Source organism: Roseivirga spongicola (genome assembly GCF_001592965.1).
GTDB lineage: Bacteria > Bacteroidota > Bacteroidia > Cytophagales > Cyclobacteriaceae > Roseivirga > Roseivirga spongicola.
The window spans coordinates 1,121,505-1,145,569 of record NZ_LRPC01000001.1 but is presented as its reverse complement, the minus strand read 5'-3'; the positions used below and the strand labels follow the sequence as shown (position 1 = coordinate 1,145,569).

Below are 24,065 nucleotides of genomic sequence, written 5' to 3'. Positions count from 1 at the left end.
TTTTGCCAACTCTGGTAAAATCAGAATATTTCAGAATAATATTTCGCCTTCATTAACATGAAAAAGGGTGTTATTTCGTTTTCAAAAAACTTCATTATTCTTTGTATTTGAGCAAGGTGGCTTTATTTTAGCGCAAATTTTTCAAGACTAACCTATAACACAAACATATGAGCCAAAGTGAAAAAACGAGATATTCGGAAAGTGAGTTGAATGAATTTGAAGCGCTCATTTTAGAGAAGATTGAAAAGGCAAAAAACGAACTAACTGAGCTTAAAAAGAGCCTTACCAAAGGCGGTGACTCAGGAGATGATATTACTAACCACACTACTAAAGTGCTTGAAGATGGTGCCGACACGCTTGAGAAGGAAAACTTAAACCAGCTTGCCGCCCGTCAACAGAAATTCATCAACAACCTAGAAAATGCTCTAGTGCGTATTAAAAATGGCACCTATGGTATCTGTGTAGATACCGGCAAACTTATTTCTAAAGAAAGGCTTAAGGCTGTGCCACACACCATGCACTCTATTGAGGCCAAGCTGTCGCAAAGAAATTAGTGGACTTTTTAGGCAACCATATTGAAGCCTTAATTTTCTGCGCGCCTAAAGCCATCAAAATAGAAGACATTCAATCCTGCCTCTCAGAAATGTTTGAGGCAGAGATTCCTTTGGAAGATATTGAAAAGGGCTTAGCAGGCATTCAAGAAAAGTATAGTGCCGATGAATTTCCCTTTGAAGTAGTGAAAAGCGGGGGCGGTTATCAGTTTCTGACTAAACCAGCCTATCAGGCAAGTATTGGCATATTGTTAAAGCAGCAATCAAAGAGAAGGCTCTCTGCTTCTGCCATGGAAACTCTTTCCATCATTGCTTACAAGCAACCAGTTACCAAATCTGAAATTGAACAAATAAGAGGTGTTAACTGCGATTACACCGTCCAAAAACTTTTAGAGAAAGAACTAGTGGAAATCAAGGGCAAATCTGAGGCTATTGGCAGGCCCATGCTCTACGGTACTTCCGAAAAATTCATGGACTACTTCGGCATAAACGATCTCAAAGAACTGCCAACACCAAAAGACTTTACCACAGCCGAAAATGAAATTGGCGATAGTGAGCCAGAAGATCAACCTACTATCGAAGAAGAATAGCTAACTTGCCCAAAAAATACAGTAGTGATACTGCAAACTATGGGTAAAAGACCGTTCAAACCAAGAGGCCACTCTGGCCAAACAAAGAAAAATCAGACTCCAGATTACCAAGCACCTAAAGCTTCTCAAAAGGATACATTCCCTATGAGGCTCAATAAGTACATTGCCAACTCTGGCGTATGCTCAAGAAGAGAAGCAGATAAGCTTATTGAGAAAGGAGAAATACGAGTAAATGGAGAAGTAGTCACCGAAATGGGCCATCAGGTGCAGGCAAGTGATGTTGTCAAATATCAAGGCAAAACCCTTAAGCCAGAAAAGCTAGTGTATGTTCTGCTCAACAAGCCTAAAGGGTTCATTACCACTACCTCCGACCCCGATGGAAGGAAAACGGTGATGGACTTGGTAAAAAATGCCTGCGATGAGCAAATATTCCCCGTTGGCAGGCTAGACAGAGCCACTACAGGCTTACTATTATTCACTAACGATGGCGATGTAGCTAAAAAGCTTACGCACCCTTCAAGCAATGTGAAAAAGATTTATCAGGTAACGCTAGATAAGCCTCTCACCAAGAATGACTCTATGACCATTATGGAAGGCTTTGAATTAGAAGATGGGCCTGTGCAAATCGATGACATGGCATTTATTGGTTCAGACAATACAACCATTGGCATAGAAATTCATATTGGCAGAAACAGAATTGTGAGAAGAATTTTCGAGCACTTCGGTTATACAGTAGAAAAACTAGACCGAACTGTATTTGCCAACCTTACCAAAAGAGACCTTCCAAGAGGTAAATGGAGGTTTTTATCAGAAAAAGAAGTTAGAGGCCTGAAATAAAAAATAGTATGCATGCATACTATTTTTTATTACCTTTCTTATATTCGCATACATGTGCAAACGATTTCAACAACCCCAAATAAAAAAGCCTCACGAGGAGGCTTCTTGGTGTGGTGCTGAGTGGATTCGAACCACCGACTCACGGATTTTCAGTCCGATGCTCTACCAACTGAGCTACAGCACCTGAATTGGGAGCACAAAAGTATACAAAAAGTTAAACCGTGCAAAACATTTTCGATAAATTCAGAATTCGTTTATAATCGCCCCTTAAGAACCTTAAAGATGCAATACTTGCCACAACTCGCATTCGTAATAATTCTAGCGGTAGCTTCATGGCTCCTCTACAAGCGAATAACTCAGATTAGAAAGAATATTTTCCTTGGAAAAAGTGAAGACCGAAACGACAATAAGCCTGAACGCTGGAAGACCATGTGGCTTGTAGCCTTCGGTCAGAAAAAGATGTTCAAGAGAATAATTCCGGCCTTTCTTCACTTATTGATCTATGTTGGTTTCTTAGTAATCAACTTAGAAGTACTAGAGTTTGTAATTGACGGTTTGGCAGGCACTCACAGAATCTTCGCTCCTATATTGGGAGATTTCTACACAGTGCTGATCAACGTGTTTGAGTTCCTAACCGTTGGCGTACTCTTTTCCTGCGTAGTATTCCTTATCAGAAGAAACGTTTTAAAAGTTAAGCGATTCCATGCTGCTGAAATGAAGAAATGGCCAACACTAGATGCCAACCTTATTCTAGTGATTGAAATAGTACTTATGTGCGCTATTCTTACCATGAATGCTACAGACATGCTCATTCAAGGAAACGATGAGCACTATGCACAAACTGGTAAGTTTTTCTTCAGTTCATTCCTTACTCCCTTGTTTGAAGGCATGAGCACTTCAACGCTTATCGCTATTGAAAGATCAGCTTGGTGGTTTCACATTGTAGGTATTTTGGCCTTTGCGGTTTATGTAACTTACTCTAAGCACTTACATATCGGAATGGCTTTCCCTAATACATGGTACTCTAACCTCAAAGCAAAAGGCCACATGGAGAATATGCCAGTAGTGACTAACGAGGTAAAAATGATGCTTGGTATGCCTGTTGAAGGAGCTGAAAACCCTCCTGCAGAAGTAGGTAGGTTTGGAGCAAAAGATGTAAACGACTTAAGCTGGGTAAACATTATGAACGCCTACTCTTGTACAGAGTGTGGCCGATGTACCTCTGAGTGCCCAGCTAACCAAACAGGCAAAAAGCTTTCTCCTAGAAAAATAATGATGGATACGAGAGATCGTGCCGAAGAAGTAGGAGCGAGCATTGCCAAAGGCGGAAAAGGACTAGAAGATGGAAAATCTCTTTTGGGTGATTACATTACCAAAGAAGAAATTAATGCCTGTACAAGCTGTAATGCTTGTGTAGAAGCATGCCCAGTAAACATAGATCCGCTTTCAATCATTTTACAAATGAGAAGATACACGGCCATGGAAGAGTCTAGCTCTCCTGCCAGCTGGAATAGCATGTTCCAAAACGTGGAGACTAATTTTGCCCCTTGGAAATTTGCTCCTACCGATAGATTTAAGTGGGCTGATGAATTAAAAAACGCAGAAAAGTAAGAAGATGAGTACTATGAATACAAGTGTTCCGACTATGGCCGAAATGGCCGCAAAAGGCGAAAGCCCAGAAGTTCTTTTTTGGGTAGGCTGTGCGGGTTCTTTCGATGACAGATATAAAAAGGTAACTATTGCCTTCATTAAAATTCTTGAAAAAGTAGGCATCTCTTATGCTGTTTTGGGCGAAGAAGAAACCTGCACTGGCGACCCTGCAAGAAGAGCTGGAAACGAATTCCTTTTTCAAATGCAGGCAATGGCCAACATTCAGGTGCTCGATGGCTATGGCGTTAAAAAGATTGTAACTGCTTGCCCTCATTGCTTCAACACCATCAAGAATGAGTATCCTGATTTAGGTGGAAACTATGAGGTAATTCACCATTCAACCTTCCTTCAGCAATTGATTAATGAAGGTAAAGTAAAAATGAAAGGTGGTGGTGAATTCAAAGGCAAGAAGATTACATATCACGACTCTTGCTACTTAGGAAGAGCCAATAACATTTATGAAGCCCCTAGAGAAGTGCTTCAGGCTTTAGATGCCGAGCTGGTAGAAATGAAAAGATGTCGTACCAAAGGCCTATGCTGTGGTGCTGGAGGAGCTCAAATGTTCAAAGATGCCGAGCCAGGCAATAAAGAAGTAAACATTGAACGTACGGAAGATGCACTGGCTACAGGTGCTAACATTATTGCAGCAGCCTGTCCATTCTGTATGACCATGATGCGCGATGGCGTGAAAAACAAAGAGAAAGAAGATTCTGTAGAAGTGATGGACTTGGCAGAATTAATTGCAAAGAACGAAGGGCTTTAGGCCTGAGTTAAATGGAAATAAGGCTGTTTCAATTGCTATTATTGTCGTCATTCCCAGCTTGACTGGGAATCTCCCCCATATATCGGAACGGAGTCTAGAATAACATTAGCTTTTGAGGCAGCCTTATTCTTTTACAAAGTCATAAATACTCCCAACGAATAACCTGGACTGGCCAACACCCTCTTGGCCGAAAGAGCCCCTCCGATTGACGCTGAAATACCTAGGTTTTCCTTGATGAAGTAATTCACTTCAGGGGTGAAACTTAGATATTCAATATTGTTGGAGAATATACCATTGGAAGGCGTCTCAAAGTCGCTCCCATTATTCAGTGAGTTCACACTGTAGAACTTAATGCCTCCACTCCACTTTTTGCCAAACTTATGGCCAATCTCCAACCCCCACCTGAATTCATCGCTGAAGTTATTAATACGGTTGTTATAGCCTACCAGAGTATTAATCCAGCCTTTTCCACCATTAATACCTCTACTGGCTTCAAGAGCAATCATAGTGTTGAACTCGCCATCACCAGTTTGCAGTACTCCTGTTTCACCTCCTTGATCGTTTCCTAAAGGCAATCCGAAAGTTAGCGTGGCACTCACAACAATTGGCTTGTTGGTTATCAGCCCATATTTGAATGAAATATCTGTGTCACCAAAAGAGTTTACGGCATCTCCTTGAGCCAATACATTGCCATTTCTATCTACTTGCTCGTTTAGCGTTGCCCTAGAAAAGAAAGGCACATAGGCAATTACTCCGAACCGGTCGGTGATTCCATATTCTCCATAAAGACTCGTAATGTAAATACCTGCAGTTGCTATGTCTATTACGTCTCCACTGGGAGCAAAATATCCATTAGACCTGATGAAGTACTCGCTAAGCTTGAAATAGCCTTTTCCTTTGGGAATAGGCCAGCCACCACCAGCCCAGGTCATCTGGGTAGTTAGTAGCAATAGAATTATGATTGTAGATTTCTTCATGGTCTTAATTGTCAAATCGTCCTCGGCCAAATAGCACTCCAAATGGCTTACACCAAACCAAAACGTAATCGTAAGTATTCAAACCAGCATTAGCCAAGCTGATTGGGTACACTTGCTCTCCACGGCTAGCTTGAATAGCCCCCACTTCCAACGCACCTGTAATACTATTCGGACTGTTAGACAGGAAAATGAATAAACCCGGACCTGTACTTGCCTGAAAATTAGACTCAAAAGTGAGTAGCAATTGTCCGTTCTCTTCTAAAAGATTAAAGTCTCCATTCACCGAGTAATTATTCGCCCCCATGAAACTGCCAGTTCTTGCTGTCATTTCCACGGTTTGATCACTAGCGGATATGGTAACCATATCTTCTGCACCTAAATACTCTGCAGTAATTGTAGCTTCACCCAACATATGAGCCTCTGCTAAACCTTCGGCACTAATGGAAATGACACCCTCATTGCTAGAAGACCAATTAACGGTAGCCATCTCTTCTTCACCCATATTATTAAAGTAATCGGCCATAAACTGATAAGACTCTCCTACTGCCAGACTAGTAAGCCTAGTGTCTATGGCCAGCCTTTCATCTACCAGCTCCACATCTACTACATCTGTACCTATACAGCTTGAAATAGATAAAAGCATGAGCCCCAAAAGGCCATGCTTTATCATTACATTTTCAGAACTTTTCATAGCCCCTAGTTTCTAGTAGCCGTGCCTGTTGGTACTCCAGCACTATTGAAAGAAAAGCTATGAGTAGCTGGAGCCGTGGTGGCATCTGTAGGTACTACTGCCGTTAGTGGCTTCAAGAGAAAAGGCGCCTCAGCATTATCGGGCACTGGTTCTACTGAAATAACAACAGTTCTACCCCTTACATCTAGTGGAAATGTCTCGCCTGCAGGAGCGTTGTTGAAAAAGTCTTCTCCTGGAATTGGCGGACCTACATTGTTTTCGGTACCACTGTAAACATTACTATCATCTTGTGTGTCAAACTCGGTAAATGTTCCTGTAGATATCGGTCCAGCGTCTCCAATAACCCAACCCTCATAGGCCCAACCCACGGGTAAGGTAGGCAGATTAAGCCCTGCCGTAGGCGGTGCCCCTGGAGTTCCAAACCAAACCCCGTTCTCATCATTGCCGTTATTACCGTTCGTTTCGTCTGTTGGTGTTCTCAAAAAGAGCATCCCACTAGCATTATTAAAACTACCAAGGGCTGGAGCAACTCCGGTAGACAAGTTGGCTGAAGTTGCGCTAAAATCTCCCGCGAGTAATTTCTGGTCAGAAGGAGCTGGGTCATTATCTGGCACTGGTTCAACAGTAAGAACAAATTTTGTAGCTGCTGCCAGATCTTCAGCATTTACATTAAAGCTGGTTTCTGACATCTCTCCACCAGCATTTACTGTAAATACTCCAGTGCTTACAGGTGAACCATCCACAATTATCCAGCCTTCATAAGCTGCACTACTTCCTAAATCTTCTAACCCTTGAATAGAGAGCGTTAGGTTAGAGCTAGCCGAAGCATCATCATCATTACAGCCCACCACCAAAAGCAGCAGGGCAGGCAAGAAATAAAATAAGGTCTTTTTCATCAGAGTTTTGTTTTGTTGATATTTGATTGGAGTAGTCTAACGGAGCTAATGGAATTATCGTCCAATTGAATTGGTTACAAATGACAACCGAACGACATTTGGAGAGTTATTTCAACAGAACACCCTAATTATGAGAGCAATATTTGACGAATTGAGTGATAAATCGCGCATCTGGATTTTTCAATCTAGCCAACCATTAGTTGGAAAAGCTGAACAAATAACGCAGGAAGCTGACGCTTTTTTACAGCAATGGGCTGCCCATGGTTCTCAGCTCAAAGCCTCTTGTCATGTGGCTTATAATCACTTTCTCATTATAGCCATTGATGAAGATTTTAATATGGCTAGTGGTTGTTCCATAGACAGCATGACACGTTTTGTACAAGAGTTGGCTAAAAAACATGATGTTGAATTATTCGACAGAACTAAGCTGGCCTTCAACAAGGAAGGTGAAATAGTGTTAGTAGAAATGAATAAGATGAAAACACTGGTAGCGGAAGGCTTCTTTACCAGTGAAACACTCTTCTTCAATAATAATATTCAGACCAAGGCTCAACTCAATTCTGAATGGCTCGTAAAGCCAGAGGAAAGTTGGTTAAATAGATACTTTGCTGTGGCAAAAAGCGTATAATAAGAAGGCTTTCAAAAAAATTGGCATAATTTACAATCCATGAGGAAAAACGGTTTTGTCTTAATGCTCATTAGCTTATGGCTTATCAGTGCCTGTAGCTCCAAGCAGAACTTTTTAGGCGTTCAAGAAGAACCAAAGAATGTCAACAGACCATCTAACCCTTCTCTTGGGGCACCACAAAATGCGGCAGACGTGCTCTCGAAAGAAATTGAGGAAACTACCCCAAAAGAACTGAAGGCTTATGCCGAAGACCAGAACTACACTCAGGCTATTCAAGAGTTTAAAGAACTACTGGCCGAAAACCCTAATTCCCCTGAAATAAACTACTACACGGCCGAATCTTACAGGAAACTAGGAGACCTTAGGTCTTCAGCCCCTTATTATGAAAAAGCCTTGGCCGCTGGGTACAACAGTGAAGAACTAGAGTTGAATTACGCCAAAGCTCTTAAAGCAGAAGAGAAATACGATGAAGCCAAAGAAGTACTTAGCAATTACCTAGGCATGGCATCGCTAGAAATTTATAAGGAAAGAGCAGAACGGGAACTGGCTAATCTGGAAAAGCTAGATAGTATTAGCCTAAATGTGAGAAACCTTGACTTAAAGCCGCTAGAAAGCATCAATTCTGAACAGTCTGAATACAGCCCATTCTTCTTCAACAACAAATTATACTTCGTTAGCACACGAGAAGAAACCACGTTCGACAGATACGATGTGCCTTTCAGCGACATATATAGTGTAGATTTAAACGGATTAGAGCCAGATGAAAACTCTATTACCAAGCTTCCTGAGCTTTTCAATACTGCGAATGTAAATGAAGGCTCAATTGCCTTTTCTCCAGATGGTAATACAGTTGTTTTCGCCAAAGGAAACCCTGAAGGAAAAAAGGCCAGAAGGAGTGTAGACCTTTATTTTGCTACTAAACGCAATGGAGAATGGTCTAACCCACAGATAATGCCAATCAATAACCCATCGGCTTGGGATACCTCTCCCACTTTTAACCAAGCGGGAACCACTATCTATTTTGCTTCCGACAGGCCAGGTGGTTACGGAGGTTCAGATATTTACAGAGCTACCTTAAATGAAAGAGGGCGCTGGGCAGATGTAACCAACATGGGGCCTCAAATCAATACAGCAGAAGATGAGGTTTTTCCTTACGTTTCGCCAGATAACAAGCTTTATTTTGCTTCAAACGGTCATGCAGGTTTTGGAATGCTAGATCTATTTGAAGCGGTAAACAGCGGAGGAGTAGTTACTGTCAAAAACCTTGGTCCTTCTTTCAATTCAAGTTCCGATGATTTTGGCTTGGTCTATAGCGATTTTCCCTTTGAGGGCTTCTTTAGCTCTAACAGACCTGGAGGCTCAGGCGGAGATGACCTCTATTCGTTTATAGACAACTCAGCAGATCTCAAAAAAATCACTTATGCCTTAAAAGGAACCACTTACAAGATTGAAGAAGACAGTTCGCAAACCATACTTGGTGAAGTAAGGGTAAAGCTGCTCGACTCCAATGAGCAACTAGTCGATGATGTATTGAGCAGTAGAGGAGGCTCATATAGCTTCCCTATAGAACCAGAAAAAGATTATTTCCTAATTGCTGAAAAGCAAGATTTCTTCACCACCAGAAAAATATTCTCAACTATTGGAGAAGGCATTCCACAGGAAGAGTTAGTAGAAAGGTTTACCGAAAAAGTTTTCACTGAAGACATGGCTTTGGAGCCAATTGTTTTAGAAAAAGCCATTGTAGTACCTAATATCTATTACGATTTAGATAAAGCTGAAATTAGACCAGATGCGGCAGTTGAGCTAGACAAATTGGTTCAGTTATTAAAAGATAATCCGAACATTAGCATAGAACTGAGCTCACACACAGATGCTCGGGCTCCAGACGATTATAACCTCAATCTTTCTCAAAGAAGGGCTCAGGCAGCTGTAGACTACATAGCTTCTCAGGGCATTGAAAGAGACAGGCTTATTGCCAAAGGCTATGGAGAGACACAATTGATTAATGGTTGTACCAACGAAAGAGTAGACGAATGCTCTGAAGAACAACATCAGCAAAACAGAAGAACCGAATTCAAGGTTACAGAATATAACAAGAACTAATACCAAGTTCTGAAGTAATCAACCCTAGAAAGCCTTCCTTTAAGAAGGCTTTCTTATTTTTGCCGAATAATCATTTCAATATGAGCGATCGGTATATGCAAAGAGGCGTTTCTGCCTCAAAAGAAGATGTTCACAATGCAATCAAAAACTTAGACAAAGGCATTTTCCCTAATGCATTTTGTAAAGTTGTTCCAGACTTAATTGCTGGCGACCCTGAGTTTTGCAACATTATGCATGCCGATGGTGCCGGTACAAAGTCCTCTTTGGCCTATTTATATTGGAAAGAAACTGGAGACCTTAGTGTTTGGAAGGGCATAGCACAAGATGCCATTATTATGAATATTGATGACCTTCTTTGTGTTGGAGCTACTCAGAATATTCTGCTTTCATCTACCATTGGTAGAAATAAAAACCTGATTCCAGGAGAGGTTATTTCTGCTATTATCAATGGTACAGAAGAGGTTCTTCAAATGCTGAGAGATAATGGAGTGAACATTATCAGCACTGGTGGAGAAACTGCCGATGTTGGTGATTTAGTTAGAACCATTATAGTAGATAGTACAGTAACTGCCCGCATGAAGCGAGAAGAGGTTATAACCAATGAAAAAATTAAGCCTGGCCAGGTAATAGTTGGTTTAGCTTCTTATGGCCAAGCTTCATATGAAGATGAATACAATGGAGGCATGGGTTCAAATGGATTAACCTCTGCACGGCACGATGTTTTCCATCACTCCATTGCAGAAAAATACCCTGAAAGTTTCGATCCGTCTGTTCCGAAAGACTTGGTATACTCTGGAAGTAAAAAACTTACCGATTCTGTTGAAGGTTCTCCACTCGATGCAGGAAAATTAGTACTCTCTCCTACTCGTACTTATGCCCCAATTATTGTTGAAATACTCAAGCAGTTCCGCAATCAAATTGGAGGTATGATTCACTGCAGTGGTGGTGCCCAAACCAAAGTACTTCACTTCGTAAATGATGTTCACATTGTAAAAGATAATCTATTTGACATACCCCCACTTTTCAAGTTGATTCAACAAGAGAGCGGCACAGATTGGAAAGAAATGTATAAAGTTTTCAACATGGGCCACAGAATGGAAATCTACATTGACGAAAAGTACGCTAATGACATTATTTCCATTAGTAAAAGCTTCAATGTAGATGCAAAAATCATAGGAAGGGTAGAAACATTAGAAGAAACCAAGCTCACGATTGAATCTTCGGTTGGTAAGTATCTATATTAACAAGTAGAAAATAGTCTAAAACGCGATTACTTGTATTTAAACACCTTGTTTAGCATCTTTGAGTGCCTCAGCTAATAAGAATTTTTTAGTTGACCACCTAAACAATTAACAGTGCTACTCGAAGTGTCCAGGAAGTACCTAGTACTACTATGTACAATTGTCTCATTCCTGCTTCTAGAAAATACCGCTCTGGGGCAAACCCCCATAGCTTCGGCTACCTTCAATAATGTTAGTGCAGGCCTTACAACTACAAGTTATGTAGCTACTTCTCCATCAGATGCTGGTGGGGGAATTTCATCTAACACCAGCTACACTGTTAACTACGGACAAACCCGAAACCAATTCATAACCAGCTATACTTTAGGCGCTACTGTTTATGACAATTTCGTTTTACCTGATACCCTAATTATTCAAAGAATAGATGCTGGCCGACAGTTAATCATCTTCTATGAATATGGCAGTACGGATACAGGGCCTAATCCCGATGAAATTAATATTCAACCAGAACAGCAAGATAATGAAGAGGCCTTATACATAAGCGGGCTCTCTAATGCTGGTTATGACAATATTTTGGTGAATGATGCCACCAACTTTGCCAATGTGGAGCGAGTAGATGTTATCTACTTTTCTGGAGTTGTAACGTCTACGCCTGCCAATGCGGTATTTCCAATTGTTGAACGGGGCGGAAATGACGACATACGAGTAGCCGCCATTAAAAGCTTAGACGCTAGTGGCAATCCTGATGAATATTACCCGACAGTTGTAAGAATTAGAGACAACGATGGCGACTGGGGGAGTCTTGGTCAAAATCATACTTCCATTGTTATGAGGAGGCAAGATGCTACTTCAAACCCATTACCTCAGACAATTTTGGGCAGCCAGGTTTTAAATGGAACCGCTGTTAACTTTACAGAATTTGGGGTAGCCGCAGACGAGATAGTTTATGGATATTCCATTTTTGCCGATGATGTAACCGCCACGGGTAGTGACTTGGTAGACTTTTCGGACGACACTAACTATCCAAGAAATACAGGCTCAGGGTCTGGCCTAGACTTGATTGCTGGAATATCCACTGCAGTTGCCAGCGATGACAATCTCAGAAAAGCAACCGGCCCTGGTGGCTACAAAGCTGCCTTAAATACATGGCTTAAAGCAAATGTTGGAGTTACTACCGCCACAGACAATAGTATTGTTACCGATTGGCAAGATCAGTTTCTTGGCGACCATGATGCTACTACCTTAACAACATCCCCAAGATACAGAGACGGCTCAGCCAGTGCCCTAGAAGATATTAACTTCAACCCAACTATAGACTTTCTTTCAGCTACCGAAACGGGCTTGCAGATTGCGAATAATTCAGATTTTAATACTGCCACCTCTTACTCGAAAAAAAGTATCAACATCGCCTTCAGAACTGGAGACGATATAAGTACTAAGCAGCAAATCTATGAGCAAGGTGGTGCTACTAGAGGGCTAAATGTTTACGTAAGAAATGGTAACGTATATGTTGGTGCTTGGAATGAAGCTTCCGATGGAGCTGGCTCTCCTTGGACTTTCAATGCCATTTCCTCTAGTGTTTCAACCGACACCGAATATATCATTTCGGTAGAGCTAGATGGAAATAGCAGTTCTACAGGTCAAATGAGGGCATACCTCAACGGCTTATCAATTGGCACCATCTCTAACGTAGGTTTACTCTACACACACAACGACAATATTGGAATTGGTGATGCCGCTGGCAGCTCACTTTATGACGATGGAACCGCAATTGCAGCCTCATTTTACGGCAGTATTCCTGAAATCATTTATTGTAATGAACCCGCTGGCTTTAGTAGCAGTCAACGAAACAGAATCGAAAGCTACTTGGCTATCAAATACGGCATAACACTCAACCAAAGTACTCCAGTAAACTATGTAAATTCCGCAGGCGTTACCATTTTCAACACCACCATTAGTGCTGCCTCTGGTGGCTTCTTAGAGTACAATAATGACATTGCCGGAATAGGTAGAGACGATGATTCTGAGTTTATTCAACTTTCATCTCAAAGCGAAAATAATGGCAGCATCGTTCAGGTAGATAGAAACAGCTCAATTGGTACTGACGACACATGGTTAATTTGGGGCAATGACGCAGGTAGTTTAACTCCAAGCAGAGTAGCCACAAAACCAGATGTGATTAACGAAAGGATAGAAAGAGTATGGCGTGTGGCCGAAGAAAACTCCGTAGGCGTTACGGATATCTCTTTCGACCTAACGGGGCTTGGATTAGGGACTAACCCAGACGATTTTTCTTTGTTGATTGCCGGAGCCTCATCTGGAGCAGACTTTTCTAGTGCCACTGTTCTTACTGGTGGAACTTTTAATGGGGATGTTATAACCTTCCAAAACGTGAACCTCTCCGATTTACAATACTTTACCCTAGGAACTCAGTTCTTTATTTGTACCCCTGGAAACGTTCAAGATGGGCTATCACTATGGCTCAAGGCCGATGCTGAAACCTACAACACTGGTACCACAAGCGCTACCGATGGACAAACCGTAGAAACTTGGGGAGACCAAAGTAGAAACGATTACGATGCAGTTGAAGATGTGAACAGAAACCCTACTTGGGTAGAAAACTCTTTGAACTTTAACCCAGGCTTAAATTGGAATGCTGGTACCAACGAGATTGGCTTTAACCTAGGCGCTAATTACATTTTCGCCCCAGCAGCAACAGGCGGAGCACACATATTTGCAACTGTTGAACCAGAAGCCACACTTACCGGAGGTGATAGAAATAACAAATGGGTAGTCAATTTTGGAAACAACAACAACAGCGCCTACGGTGTCGCTGCTTATGGAGATAGAGGTAACATAGTGGCCGATGGTAAAAATAACTTCAACATCTCTCCTACTTCTAGTGCTTTTGTTATTGAAGGAGACATAAACACCAACTCGGGCACAGCAGATACTAAAACTTACTTAGTTGATGGATATCAAGCAAACTCTTCCACAGGAGTAGATATTGATATTGACGACTCTGGGATTGGTGAAGCAACAACTCATGGAAGTAACCAAGGACCTGTATCTATTGGCCGACAATCAGAAACAAACGGCATTGACAACAACACTGGCAGAAGGTTCTTTGGCGACATGCAAGAAGTGATTATCTACAATGAAGACATCACTCCAATAGACGCTCAGAAGATTAGGAGCTACCTAGCCATTAAGTATGGAACTACACTTACCAATGACAATGATGCCGATGCCACAACCAACGAAACCATCTCGGGTGCCATTCAAGAAGGTGATTACGTAGCATCGGATGGTAGCACTATCACTTTTGATTATAGTGATGACACAGGATTTACCAACAACATAGCCGGAATAGGCAGAGATGATGACACTTGCCTGGAGCAAAAACAATCGAGATCTAGCAACGCAGGTACTATTTTAACCATTGGCTTGGGAGAAATAGCTTCTACCAATGCCGCAAACTCCAACTCTTTTGAAGATGATTTAGACTTCTTCACTTGGGGAACTGATGGAGCTAGCACAGACAACGCAACCAGAACTACAAACGGAACACCGGGAACAGTTACTGAAAGAATGCTTAGAATTTGGAGGGCTCAAGATACTGGCGATGTAGGTTCAACAGACATTTCCTTTGACCTTACTGGCTTGGGGTATAGCACTAATGCTGCCGATTTTCAGCTCATTGTAGCTAATGGAGGTGATAACACATCACTCGAAAATGGTAGCACCTTCACTGGAGCAACCTTTGATGGTAGCACGCTCACCTTTAGCGATATCGATCTTGCCGATGGGCAATACTTTACCCTTGGAGTAGCAAGAGATTTATGTGCCCCAGGGGGAGTTACTCCTAGCATGGTGCTATGGTTGAGACCTGATTTAGGCACCTCAACCACCACCGATGCGACTGCACTAAACACTTGGACAGATCAATCAACTGCTGGCAATGATGCAACTCAAGATGGCAATGCCCCACAATTCCGAAACAATACTACCGACAATATCAACTTCCAACCTACAGTAGCTTTTGATGGCACAGACGATAGACTTTCTTTGGGCGATTTAAGTGAAATTAAGTCCACAAGTGGAACAGGAAGATACAGCATGTTCGCCATTGGCTTACGAAATGATGGGACTACTAACTATGCTTTAGGCTCTACTGGAGGTACCACTAATCAAGATTTACATTTCGGCTATAGAAGCAGCACGGTAGCTACAATTGCACACTGGGGTAACGATATGGATGTTACAGTAAACGCTTTCGATAGCCCAAGCTCTCCATATTTACTTTTCGCAGATTATGATGGAACTGGCAGAACCATTGAAGAACTGCGTTCAGATGATTTCAATAGAAACACAGACGCCAACACTACCGATCTTTCAGGAACGCAAACCAACTACATCGGAGACTTAGCCAGCGTAGGTAACTACAACGGAGCAATTAGCGAAGTATTAGTATACAATAGCTCGCTTACCGATTTAGAAAAGCTTAGAATCTACTCCTACTTTTCTATCAAATACGGATTGACCCTGCCTCAAGATAACGATGGAGATGCTACCACTAACGAAACTATTTCTGGTGTAGTAGCCGAAGGAGATTTAGTAGACTCTGATGGAAATATCATTTGGGATGAGTCTAACGGAAATGCAACTTATCATAACGGAATGGCAGGAATAGGTAGAGATGATGCCGCTTGTCTCAACCAAAAGCAAAGTACGAGTTCAACAGACGGAAGCATCTTGACTATAGGGCTAGGCTCTGTGGAAACTGACAATGCTTCAAACTCAGATATTCACGGCAATCAAGAATTTCTCATTTGGGGGCACGATGACGCTACAACAGCACAAGCAACTGCAGAAACAGTAGATGTGCCAGTTACTATATCTGAGAGAATGGAAAGAGTTTGGCGTGTGGAAGACACCGGTAATGTTGGAGAAACCGAAATTCAATTCGATTTAGCAGGGCTTGGTTATGGAACCAATGCGGAAGACTTTAGATTAATGGTGGCTTCTAGTGGTTCTGGCGGTACAATGGCTGGAGCTACACTAATAGATGGCGCAACCTTCAATGGCACAACACTCAGCTTCTCTGGAATAGACTTAGCTGATGGCGAATACTTTACCTTAGGCGTAGTTGCCCAATGTGGTCCTGGCGGAGTGAACACAAACTTAGCACTTTGGCTAAAAGGAAATGAAGAGGTTTTCTCGGATGCAGGTACAACATTGGCCACCGATGGTGATGACGCCTCACAGTGGAATGATCAGACTACATTTGGTAGAAATGCCTCAGAAACTAATGGCGGAGGTGGTGCAATTGTTGAACCAGTTTACAATACCGATGTAATAAACTATAACCCAGCACTCTTCATCTCTGACCAAAACACCACTAACAATTCTTATTTTAGAACAGGAGCCTCCACAAATACGGTCGATGGTAATATGTCTTTAGTTGCAGTGTTTACTACCACTCAACTTCAAGGTACTAACAACCAGATTGACAATACCCCATCATTGATTGGTGCGGAAGACAACACCGCTTCAGACGACTATGGCTTAGGCGTTTACAGAGGAGAAGTGGTATTCAATGCAGCCAATACCAATACTTTCACTGCAAGGAGTAATACCACCTATAATAACGGGGAGCCATACATTGCTACAGGAACTAGAGTGCAAGCCGCTTCTGGAGCAGTAGAACTTTATGTAAACTCATTGAACGTGGGTAGTGGAACTTCGGACAACGTTGCGCTAGATGAACCAGACCGATGGGCTATTGGTAATCAAAAAGACTATGACAATGAAGCACAATTTCAGGGCAACATAGCTGAAGTAATTGTTTTCTCTGAAGTACTAACCAACCAAGAATTAGCTCAGGTTGAAACCTACCTTGCACTGAAATATGGCATTACCAGAACTAATGACAATGATAATGACGCTACCACCAATGAGCTCATTACAGGAGCCATTAGAGAGGGCGACTATGTTGCCGCAGACGGTGGTATTATTTGGGATTATTCAGCCAGAGGAGCTACCTACTTCAACGATATAGCTGGAATCGGAAGAGACGACCTATCTTGCCTTAACCAAACGCACTCAAAAAGCGAAAACAATGATGCCATTGTAGACATTAGCATAGATTCTTTTCTAAATGACGACTCTTTCTTGATTTGGGGTAATGATGACGCAGCTATTGAAGCACCGAATAATAGCGAAAGACCAAGTGGAATTAACAGTAGGTTAAACAGAGAATGGCAAGCCCAAGAAACAGGTACTGTTGGAGAAGTATCTGTAACCTTTAACCTTGATGATATTACAGGCACTCCATTGGGGGACAATAATTTAACCTTAGTTAGGCTAATGGTCGATGAAGACGGAGACTTTTCAGATGCCAATACCTTAATATCTCCTACTTCAATAGATGCAGTAAACAATACTGTAACTTTCACCCATAATTTTACTGGAGCCACAGGCTTTTACTTCACCCTTGGTTCTGAAGAAGTAGATGCCCTACCCATTGAATTACTAAGCTTTGAAGCAAGGCACCTAAATGGAGAAGTTGTTCTCACTTGGGTTACAAGTTCTGAAATAAACAATGCTACGTTCAGTATTGAAAGAAGTGTTGGAGGAACTGACTTTACTGAAATTGGAGAGTTAAATGGCTCGGGTACAACTAACGAAACACAGCGATATTCATTTACTGACGCAGAAGTAACTTCAGGAAAATACTATTACCGAATCAAACAAACAGACTTCAGCGGTTCGGCTAGTTACTCTCATATTCAAGGAGTTGCAGTGGAAAAATCTAACCAATTTGACGTTAACATTTACCCTAACCCCAACACAACAGGTATTTTAAACTATGAGATTTCAGTTCCTGTCGAGCTTAACCAACAAATAGTGCTTATGTTAATAGACAGAGAAGGACGCTTAGTAATTCAAAAAAATCTCGCTTCTGAAATGAAGAGTACATTGAATCTAGACGGTATTTCTTCTGGAGTTTACTTTTTACGCTTAGCCTCAGGTAATTACAGCACAACTAAGAAACTAATTATTCAATAAGGGATTTACCTAATTGTTATCATTTAGCGAAAAGCCAAAAAATATATTTCCACCTGTGGATATATATTTAATTTTCTTCATCTTTACGTCCCTTTCACACAAACAACTGCAGTTCACCACAAATAATCTGCAGTTCATATCAATCTAAGAATTCAGTCTTTTTATTGAAATTTTAAAAACTGGTTAGTAACCATAGCGGCTAACTGCCTATAAACCTATGGTTTAACGTGAACAAAAAAATGGCTTCCAAGCTATTAACATATATACTTTCGCAAGTGGTAAAAAGAGAATTTACTGCTGTTCTGGTGGTAATACTAATTGCATCTAATGGGCTCTTAGCGCAAACCCCAATAAGTACCATTAATGTTACTGGGGCAGCAGGCACTTCAACAACTTACATCACAACAGCTCCAAGTGATGCTATCAACGACCTGACCCCCGGAGCAGCATACAATGTAAACAATGGTCAGGGAACCAATAGGAATATTACCGTTGATAATTTCATTGTATCTGGTGTAACGTTCGATAATTTCTTAACCCCAGATACTGTGGCAATTAGGCGTACTGATGGAAGCCGTTTTATAAATATTTGGTATGAACTAATCGATGATCCGCTAGTAACAAGTGGAAGCTTGAACTTAGGGCCAGATGCAGTAAGCGATGCTGATGCCGTTTATCTTACCAGAAACTTAAATGCCGGTTACGATAACATTCTTGTAAATTCTGATGATGAAGGATTAGGGGCAATTCAAGCTCAAACTGAACGTGTGGACATTATTTGGAAAACAGGAATTGTAACTTGCGCACCAGAGAATGCCATTTTTCCAGTTATTGACAGAGGAGGAAACGATGAGGTAAAAGTTGCCGCCATTACTTCACTAAATGCCGATGGTGAACCAGATGCCTTTTCAGACCTAGTGCTGATTCAAGATAGTGATTGGCCTGGAACAGGTCAATCTTTCGATAACTTCCTTATTCTAAGACGGCAGGTTGTAGGTGAAGATCCACTACCCATAGCCAATATAGGAACTTATGTTCCTGGTCAGGGTGCACAAACAGTTCAAGGAGTCTCAGTTTCATTCGATGACCTAGGCATTGCCTCCAATGAGGTGGTTTATGGCTACTCAATATTTGCCTCAGATGTAGACGCATCTCTTCACGACCTTACTGATATCACTACATTTCCCAATACCACTTTAGCAAGCAACAGTGGCTTAGACTTAGTTGCTGGAATCACAGCTGCAGTGTCTTCAGATGATTGCCTAACTCCTGCCGTGGGCCCTGGAGGTTATAAATCTGCCTTGGCCACTTGGCTAAAGGCCAATGGGGTAGATCGTAATGGTACCAATGAGGTTACTTCTTCTGCCTCTCAAGGTGCCAGTGTTACAGACTGGCAAGACCACTGGGTTGGCAACAATGACTTTAGTACCGACCAAGGTACACCCACTTACAACCTCACTTCATCTTTAGTAAACTTTAACCCTTCGGTAGAATTTGCAAGTGCTTCATTAGCTATGACATCAGATCCCGATGAAGACTTTAATGATGCATCATTCTACACCAAAAAAGGAATCAATGTACTAATCAGAACACCTGCAACACTAAGCGGAAAGCAGGTCATTTTTGAACAAGGAGATGGGACTAGAGGAATAAACATACATACTAATGGCTCTACTCTCCATGTAACAGCATGGAACCAAGCTTCTGATGGAGGCGGTGTTGGCTCACCTTGGAACACAGGTGCACCAGTTAATACTATTTCTGTATCTGGTCTAGCTACGGAAACAGAGTATATCATTTCATTCGAACTAGATGGAAACAGTACAACCACCGGTACTGCTAGGGCCTATTTGAATGGTGAACAATTCGGTACACTTTCTAATGTTGGCCTACTTTACGATCACTCAGGAGGAGATGTTACCCTTGGGTCATCAGATGCTACGGAAAGCCTTGAATACAATGATGGAGAAAGTTCTGGTAGTGCCTTCTCATTTGAGGGTGAAATTCCAGAGTTTATCTACTGCAATGAACCAGGGTCATTTCCTTTGACCCAAAGACGAAGAATAGAAAGCTACTTGGCAATAAAGTACGGCATTACTTTAGACCAAAGCCCATCCCCTATCAACTACCTAAATTCTGACGGAGCAGTTATTTTCAATACCACTCTGAACACTGCTGCTGGCGGGTACTTAACTTACAATAATGATATTGCCGGAATTGGCAGAGATGATGCCTCAGAACTTTCTCAACTCAAGTCTAAAAGTGAGAATAATGGCACCATTGTTACTATGGAAAGAGATACTGATTTCCCTCAGGACAATACATTTTTAATTTGGGGAAATGATGCCGCCAATTTTGAAGACAACACAACAAGTAATCTGCCTACTAATATTGGCAGAAGAGTAGATCGTGTATGGCGAGTAGCTGAAACTGGTAGTGCAGGCCTAGTAGATGTGAGCTTCGATCTAACTGGCACTACATTTACGGGAAGTAACTATAGCCTACTTATTGCCGGAAATTCTTCAGCTGGCAACTTCTCAGGAGCACAGATTATAACTGGTGGAGTAGTAAGTGGAAATACCTTAACCTTCAGCGATGTAGACTTTAGTAATGGCCAATTTTTTAGCCTTGGAACTACATTTAATACAAACTGCGGCCCTGGGGGTATAACAAGTATAGGAGGTTTGAGCTTATGGCTAAAAGCTGATCTAGGACCAAGTGGAAATACTGACAATACTAAAATCTCTTCTTGGGTTAATCTTGCAGGCACTGGAAACGATGCATCACAAAGCAACTCTACTTTTCAACCCAAATTTAGATCTAACTATATCAACTTCAATCCTACAATAGAATTTGATGAAGGAAATAAAACCATGATTGGCAATTCGGGATTCTTCACACAAGGCTACTACCTTGTAGTAACGCCTGAATTCGATATTGAGGATGAAACAGACCCTCAATCCCCTATTGGTTACGGCTTAAACAACAGAGGAGGAGCATTTTATCTTGGTGATGGCTTAACTGCATTAGGGCAATCAGCAGACCAAGGCAACCTAATATCTCACTACATATTCGGTGGAGGTTTTACATATCAGCAATACGTAGATGATTCAAAAGTATTGAAGGCTGACAGTACTTATATAATGGGCGTGGCAAGTGATGGAGATGCTAACACAATAGACATTTTGCTTAATGGTGAAATTCTAAACACCTCCAGATACCAAAACTCATATTTAGATCCAACACCTACAGCAGAGGGGTATGCACTAGGAGCAAATCAAGATCTAAACCAGGGCCTTTATGGAAAAATAGCCGAGATTATTAGTTTCTCTGATGTTCTGACTCCGTTAGAAGAGGTTAAAGTTCAAAGTTACTTATCCATTAAGTATGGAATAACAATAAGCACAAACAGAGATGGAGACGCTACTTCTGGAGAAACAGTAAGTGGAAGTATTTCGGAAGGAGACTTGGTGGCATCAGACGATGGTATAATCTGGACTTATTCTACCAATTCTGACTATCACAATAATGTAGCGGGTATAGGAAGAGATGACGATTCATGTTTTGAACAAAAGCAATCTAAAAGCGTCAACTCGAGCAGTATCATTACAATGGGTATAGGAGCGATTGCTACCAGTAATGCCACCAATACCAATAGCTTTAGTGCCGATGATTCATTCCTCATTTGGGGTTCAGATGGATCAGACCCAAATAGTGCCGCAATTACTACCCAACTTCCAGGAACAGTTACCGAACGTATGGATCCTATTTGGAGAGTACAAGAAACAGGAACCGTAGAAGATGTGGCTGTCTCATTCGACTTATCTGGTTTGACTAACTATTCAAGCCGAGTTGCTTCAGATTTTCAGCTAATCATAGCTTCTTCTGGAGAAACCATGCCAGACCTATCTGCGGCATCTACCTATTCAGGGGGAACTTTCAATGGTGATGTACTTACGTTCAGCAATGTAGATTTTTCAGATGGAGATTATTTCACCTTAGGCACAGCCAGAAGTTCTTGCTCCCCGGGTGGTGTCAGTGCAAACCTTGAGCTTTGGCTTAGAGGAGATGAAGGGACTAGTGAAACGGTAGATGGAGACACTGTTTCCAGTTGGTTAGATCAAAGTGGCAATGGATTCAATGCGAGTGCAACAGGTTTAGGAGGAGCCAATTTGGTTTACCCTAGTTATGAAATAGACGAAATGAATTTTAATCCTGCTATCAGATTCTACGATCCTAACTCCACCAATGCAGTATTCATGGAAACCTCAGGATCTCATAGTGTAACTGGAGATATGTCTGTGGTAGTGGTATACAAGTCGGGTCAGTTTCAAGGAAGCAGCAATGACTTTTACAACTCACCGGTGTTTATTAGTACAGGGTCCAATTCTGTAAATACTGACTATGGTCTCGGCATGTACAATGGTAGATTGCACGTTAATGCCGACAACAACAATAGCTTTAATGCCCAATCTGGCACCTCTCCATTATACAATACTTTAGAACCGATTATAGCCACTTTCACCAGAGAGCAAGCTGCCTCAGGAGCCATTGAGCTATATGCTAATTCTGCAAGTGTGGGAAGCGGCACATCTTCAAACACAAGCCTAAATGCAGCATCAACATGGGGGCTAGGTAATCACTCTGGTGCAAATGGCGCAACACAAGTTACTGCCCAGCTTAGTGCCAGAATAGGTGAAGTTATAGTATTTAGCGGTGAGCTCACCAGTACGCAAAAGCAGCAAGTAGAATCTTACCTAGCTATTAAATATGGAATAACCAGAACTGTTTCAGGCTTAAGTGCTTCTGAACAAGATTACTTAGCCTCAGATGGTACAACCCCTTTCTTCGACTGGGATGAAAACACAACCTATAGAAACGATATTGCTGGTGTGGGTAGAGATGATGGAAGCTGTTTAACTCAGACAAAATCTAAGAGCGAAAATAACGATGCAATTGTCACCATGTCTGTCAACTCTTTTAATTCGGATAAATCATTCATGATGTGGGCAAATGACAATGCTGCCATGGAAGATGCCAGTAATAGAGAGTACAATAAGGCTCAGGTAAAAAGTAGGTTAAACAGAGAGTGGAGAATTCAAGAAACAGGTACCGTTTCCTCAGCTACAATTACTTTTGATCTGGCAAACATAACGGGGCCATCTGGTATTGGTACCAACAATTTAAATCAGGTAGTTTTAATGGTAGATGCCGATGGAGACTTTACTAGCAGTGTAACTCTAGTTGAACCACTATCTATAGATGCCGTCAATAAAAAAGTGACTTTTAGTAGAAACTTTACTGATGGTCAGTTCTTTACCCTTGGGTCTAAAGAAGAAGGTGCCCTGCCTATAGAGCTTCTAGCCTTCTCAGCAACACCACTTCAAAGCCAAGTGCATTTGAGCTGGACAACTGCTTCGGAAGATAATAATGCTTATTTCTATATTGAGAGAAGCTCCAATGGAGAGTCTTTCGAAACTATTGGAGACCTTGATGGCGCAGGAAATAGCTCTTCAATTCTAAAATATAGATTCATAGATAGGCAGCCTTTTACAGGAAGAAGCTACTACCGTCTAAAGCAAGTGGACTATAATGGAAACCACACCTATTCGCCTATAGAAGGAGTGTTAATCAAGTCCCAATTTGAACACCGCTTGAGCTTACGACCTAACCCTGTTTCCAAGAATGGAACCTTGAGTATAGATTATTTGATTCCGGCTGAAGTGGGGTCTGGAGCTCTAATCATCTATGATTTGAAAGGAAGAATAATGCTAAAGGAAACGATTAACAGTAATAAATCAGTCTTTACAACAACCTTGAATGAATTCTCTGAAGGTATCTACTTGGTAGTAATTGAATCTGCAAACGGAACAAAGCTCACTAAGCGCCTCGTGATAAATCAATAATTCTAAAGAAGTCTACTTTTCCCGAATATGAATACCCTTTCCCATATAGGGAAAATATTTTCCTGTTGACATATAGTTTTTTGCCATAAATCCTGCAATTTTGTGCCTACGACCACAACCTATCGATTTGGCATGGAATTGCATATAACACCACCGCAGTT

Annotated in this window: 13 protein-coding genes and 1 tRNA gene; 10 read left to right on the top strand and 4 right to left on the bottom strand. The window is 41.6% G+C overall.

The genetic code is table 11. The features are described 5' to 3' along the window. Positions 1-167 precede the first annotated feature (167 nt). The 3 genes from AWW68_RS04975 to AWW68_RS04965 are packed head-to-tail and all read left to right on the top strand — an operon-like array spanning position 168 to position 1,978. Positions 168-554, top strand: coding sequence for a TraR/DksA family transcriptional regulator (locus tag AWW68_RS04975; protein ID WP_068217231.1), 387 nt, complete (start codon positions 168-170; stop codon positions 552-554). Continuing rightward, positions 554-1,141 (top strand): SMC-Scp complex subunit ScpB, encoded by a 588-nt coding sequence (gene scpB / locus AWW68_RS04970; RefSeq protein WP_068217228.1) that lies wholly within the window; start codon positions 554-556, stop codon positions 1,139-1,141. The genes AWW68_RS04975 and scpB overlap by 1 nt, the downstream gene beginning before the upstream one ends. 39 nt (positions 1,142-1,180) lie before the next feature. Next, positions 1,181-1,978, top strand: a complete 798-nt coding sequence (locus tag AWW68_RS04965) for a pseudouridine synthase (RefSeq protein ID WP_068217220.1) — start codon at positions 1,181-1,183, stop codon at positions 1,976-1,978. Positions 1,979-2,089: 111 nt separating this feature from the next. On the opposite strand, the gene AWW68_RS04960 is transcribed toward AWW68_RS04965, so the two are convergent. Further along, positions 2,090-2,162 (bottom strand) — tRNA-Phe (locus AWW68_RS04960). A 98-nt stretch (positions 2,163-2,260) separates the two neighbouring features. Here AWW68_RS04960 and AWW68_RS04955 point away from each other — a divergent pair. After that, positions 2,261-3,589, top strand: a complete 1,329-nt coding sequence (locus AWW68_RS04955) for a 4Fe-4S dicluster domain-containing protein (RefSeq protein ID WP_068217217.1) — start codon at positions 2,261-2,263, stop codon at positions 3,587-3,589. 13 nt (positions 3,590-3,602) lie between these two features. Then, positions 3,603-4,391 carry a (Fe-S)-binding protein gene (locus AWW68_RS04950; protein ID WP_394364966.1) on the top strand — a complete coding sequence of 263 codons (789 nt, stop codon included), beginning with the start codon at positions 3,603-3,605 and terminating at the stop codon, positions 4,389-4,391. A gap of 131 nt (positions 4,392-4,522) precedes the next feature. Here the strand turns inward: AWW68_RS04950 and AWW68_RS04945 are convergent, their stop codons facing one another. The 3 genes from AWW68_RS04945 to AWW68_RS04935 are packed head-to-tail and all read right to left on the bottom strand — an operon-like array spanning position 4,523 to position 6,955. After that, positions 4,523-5,368 carry a hypothetical protein gene (locus tag AWW68_RS04945; protein ID WP_068217210.1) on the bottom strand — a complete coding sequence of 282 codons (846 nt, stop codon included), beginning with the start codon at positions 5,366-5,368 and terminating at the stop codon, positions 4,523-4,525. A gap of 4 nt (positions 5,369-5,372) precedes the next feature. Beyond that, entirely contained in the window at positions 5,373-6,059 is a 687-nt protein-coding gene (locus tag AWW68_RS04940; RefSeq protein ID WP_068217207.1) for a DM13 domain-containing protein, read from the bottom strand. Between the two features lie 5 nt (positions 6,060-6,064). Beyond that, positions 6,065-6,955 carry an anti-sigma factor gene (locus AWW68_RS04935; protein ID WP_068217205.1) on the bottom strand — a complete coding sequence of 297 codons (891 nt, stop codon included), beginning with the start codon at positions 6,953-6,955 and terminating at the stop codon, positions 6,065-6,067. 130 nt (positions 6,956-7,085) lie between these two features. Here AWW68_RS04935 and AWW68_RS04930 point away from each other — a divergent pair, with 130 nt between their 5' ends. The 5 genes from AWW68_RS04930 to AWW68_RS04910 all read left to right on the top strand — a co-directional run bounded on the left by AWW68_RS04930 (position 7,086) and on the right by AWW68_RS04910 (position 23,904). Next, entirely contained in the window at positions 7,086-7,583 is a 498-nt protein-coding gene (locus tag AWW68_RS04930; RefSeq protein WP_068217204.1) for a hypothetical protein, read from the top strand. Between the two features lie 39 nt (positions 7,584-7,622). After that, complete coding sequence (locus AWW68_RS04925; protein ID WP_084375574.1) at positions 7,623-9,686, top strand: OmpA family protein; 2,064 nt, start codon at positions 7,623-7,625, stop codon at positions 9,684-9,686. Positions 9,687-9,766: 80 nt separating this feature from the next. Continuing rightward, complete coding sequence (locus tag AWW68_RS04920; protein WP_068217200.1) at positions 9,767-10,930, top strand: AIR synthase related protein; 1,164 nt, start codon at positions 9,767-9,769, stop codon at positions 10,928-10,930. A 111-nt stretch (positions 10,931-11,041) separates the two neighbouring features. Next, on the top strand, positions 11,042-17,998 hold the full coding sequence (locus AWW68_RS04915; RefSeq protein ID WP_068217198.1) for a T9SS type A sorting domain-containing protein: 6,957 nt from the start codon (positions 11,042-11,044) through the stop codon (positions 17,996-17,998). A gap of 239 nt (positions 17,999-18,237) precedes the next feature. After that, entirely contained in the window at positions 18,238-23,904 is a 5,667-nt protein-coding gene (locus tag AWW68_RS04910; RefSeq protein ID WP_068217197.1) for a T9SS type A sorting domain-containing protein, read from the top strand. Positions 23,905-24,065 lie beyond the last annotated feature (161 nt).

Excerpts from the sequence above, each read along its gene's own strand:
- AWW68_RS04965 (WP_068217220.1), top strand. The coding sequence starts at position 1,181 with ATGGGTAAAAGACCGTTCAAACCAAGAGGCCACTCTGGCCAAACAAAG.
- AWW68_RS04910 (WP_068217197.1), top strand. The coding sequence starts at position 18,238 with ATGGCTTCCAAGCTATTAACATATATACTTTCGCAAGTGGTAAAAAGA.
- AWW68_RS04920 (WP_068217200.1), top strand. The coding sequence starts at position 9,767 with ATGAGCGATCGGTATATGCAAAGAGGCGTTTCTGCCTCAAAAGAAGAT.
- AWW68_RS04975 (WP_068217231.1), top strand. The coding sequence starts at position 168 with ATGAGCCAAAGTGAAAAAACGAGATATTCGGAAAGTGAGTTGAATGAA.
- AWW68_RS04935 (WP_068217205.1), bottom strand. The coding sequence starts at position 6,955 with ATGAAAAAGACCTTATTTTATTTCTTGCCTGCCCTGCTGCTTTTGGTG.
- AWW68_RS04930 (WP_068217204.1), top strand. The coding sequence starts at position 7,086 with ATGAGAGCAATATTTGACGAATTGAGTGATAAATCGCGCATCTGGATT.
- AWW68_RS04940 (WP_068217207.1), bottom strand. The coding sequence starts at position 6,059 with ATGAAAAGTTCTGAAAATGTAATGATAAAGCATGGCCTTTTGGGGCTC.
- AWW68_RS04955 (WP_068217217.1), top strand. The coding sequence starts at position 2,261 with ATGCAATACTTGCCACAACTCGCATTCGTAATAATTCTAGCGGTAGCT.
- AWW68_RS04945 (WP_068217210.1), bottom strand. The coding sequence starts at position 5,368 with ATGAAGAAATCTACAATCATAATTCTATTGCTACTAACTACCCAGATG.
- AWW68_RS04925 (WP_084375574.1), top strand. The coding sequence starts at position 7,623 with ATGAGGAAAAACGGTTTTGTCTTAATGCTCATTAGCTTATGGCTTATC.
- AWW68_RS04950 (WP_394364966.1), top strand. The coding sequence starts at position 3,603 with ATGAATACAAGTGTTCCGACTATGGCCGAAATGGCCGCAAAAGGCGAA.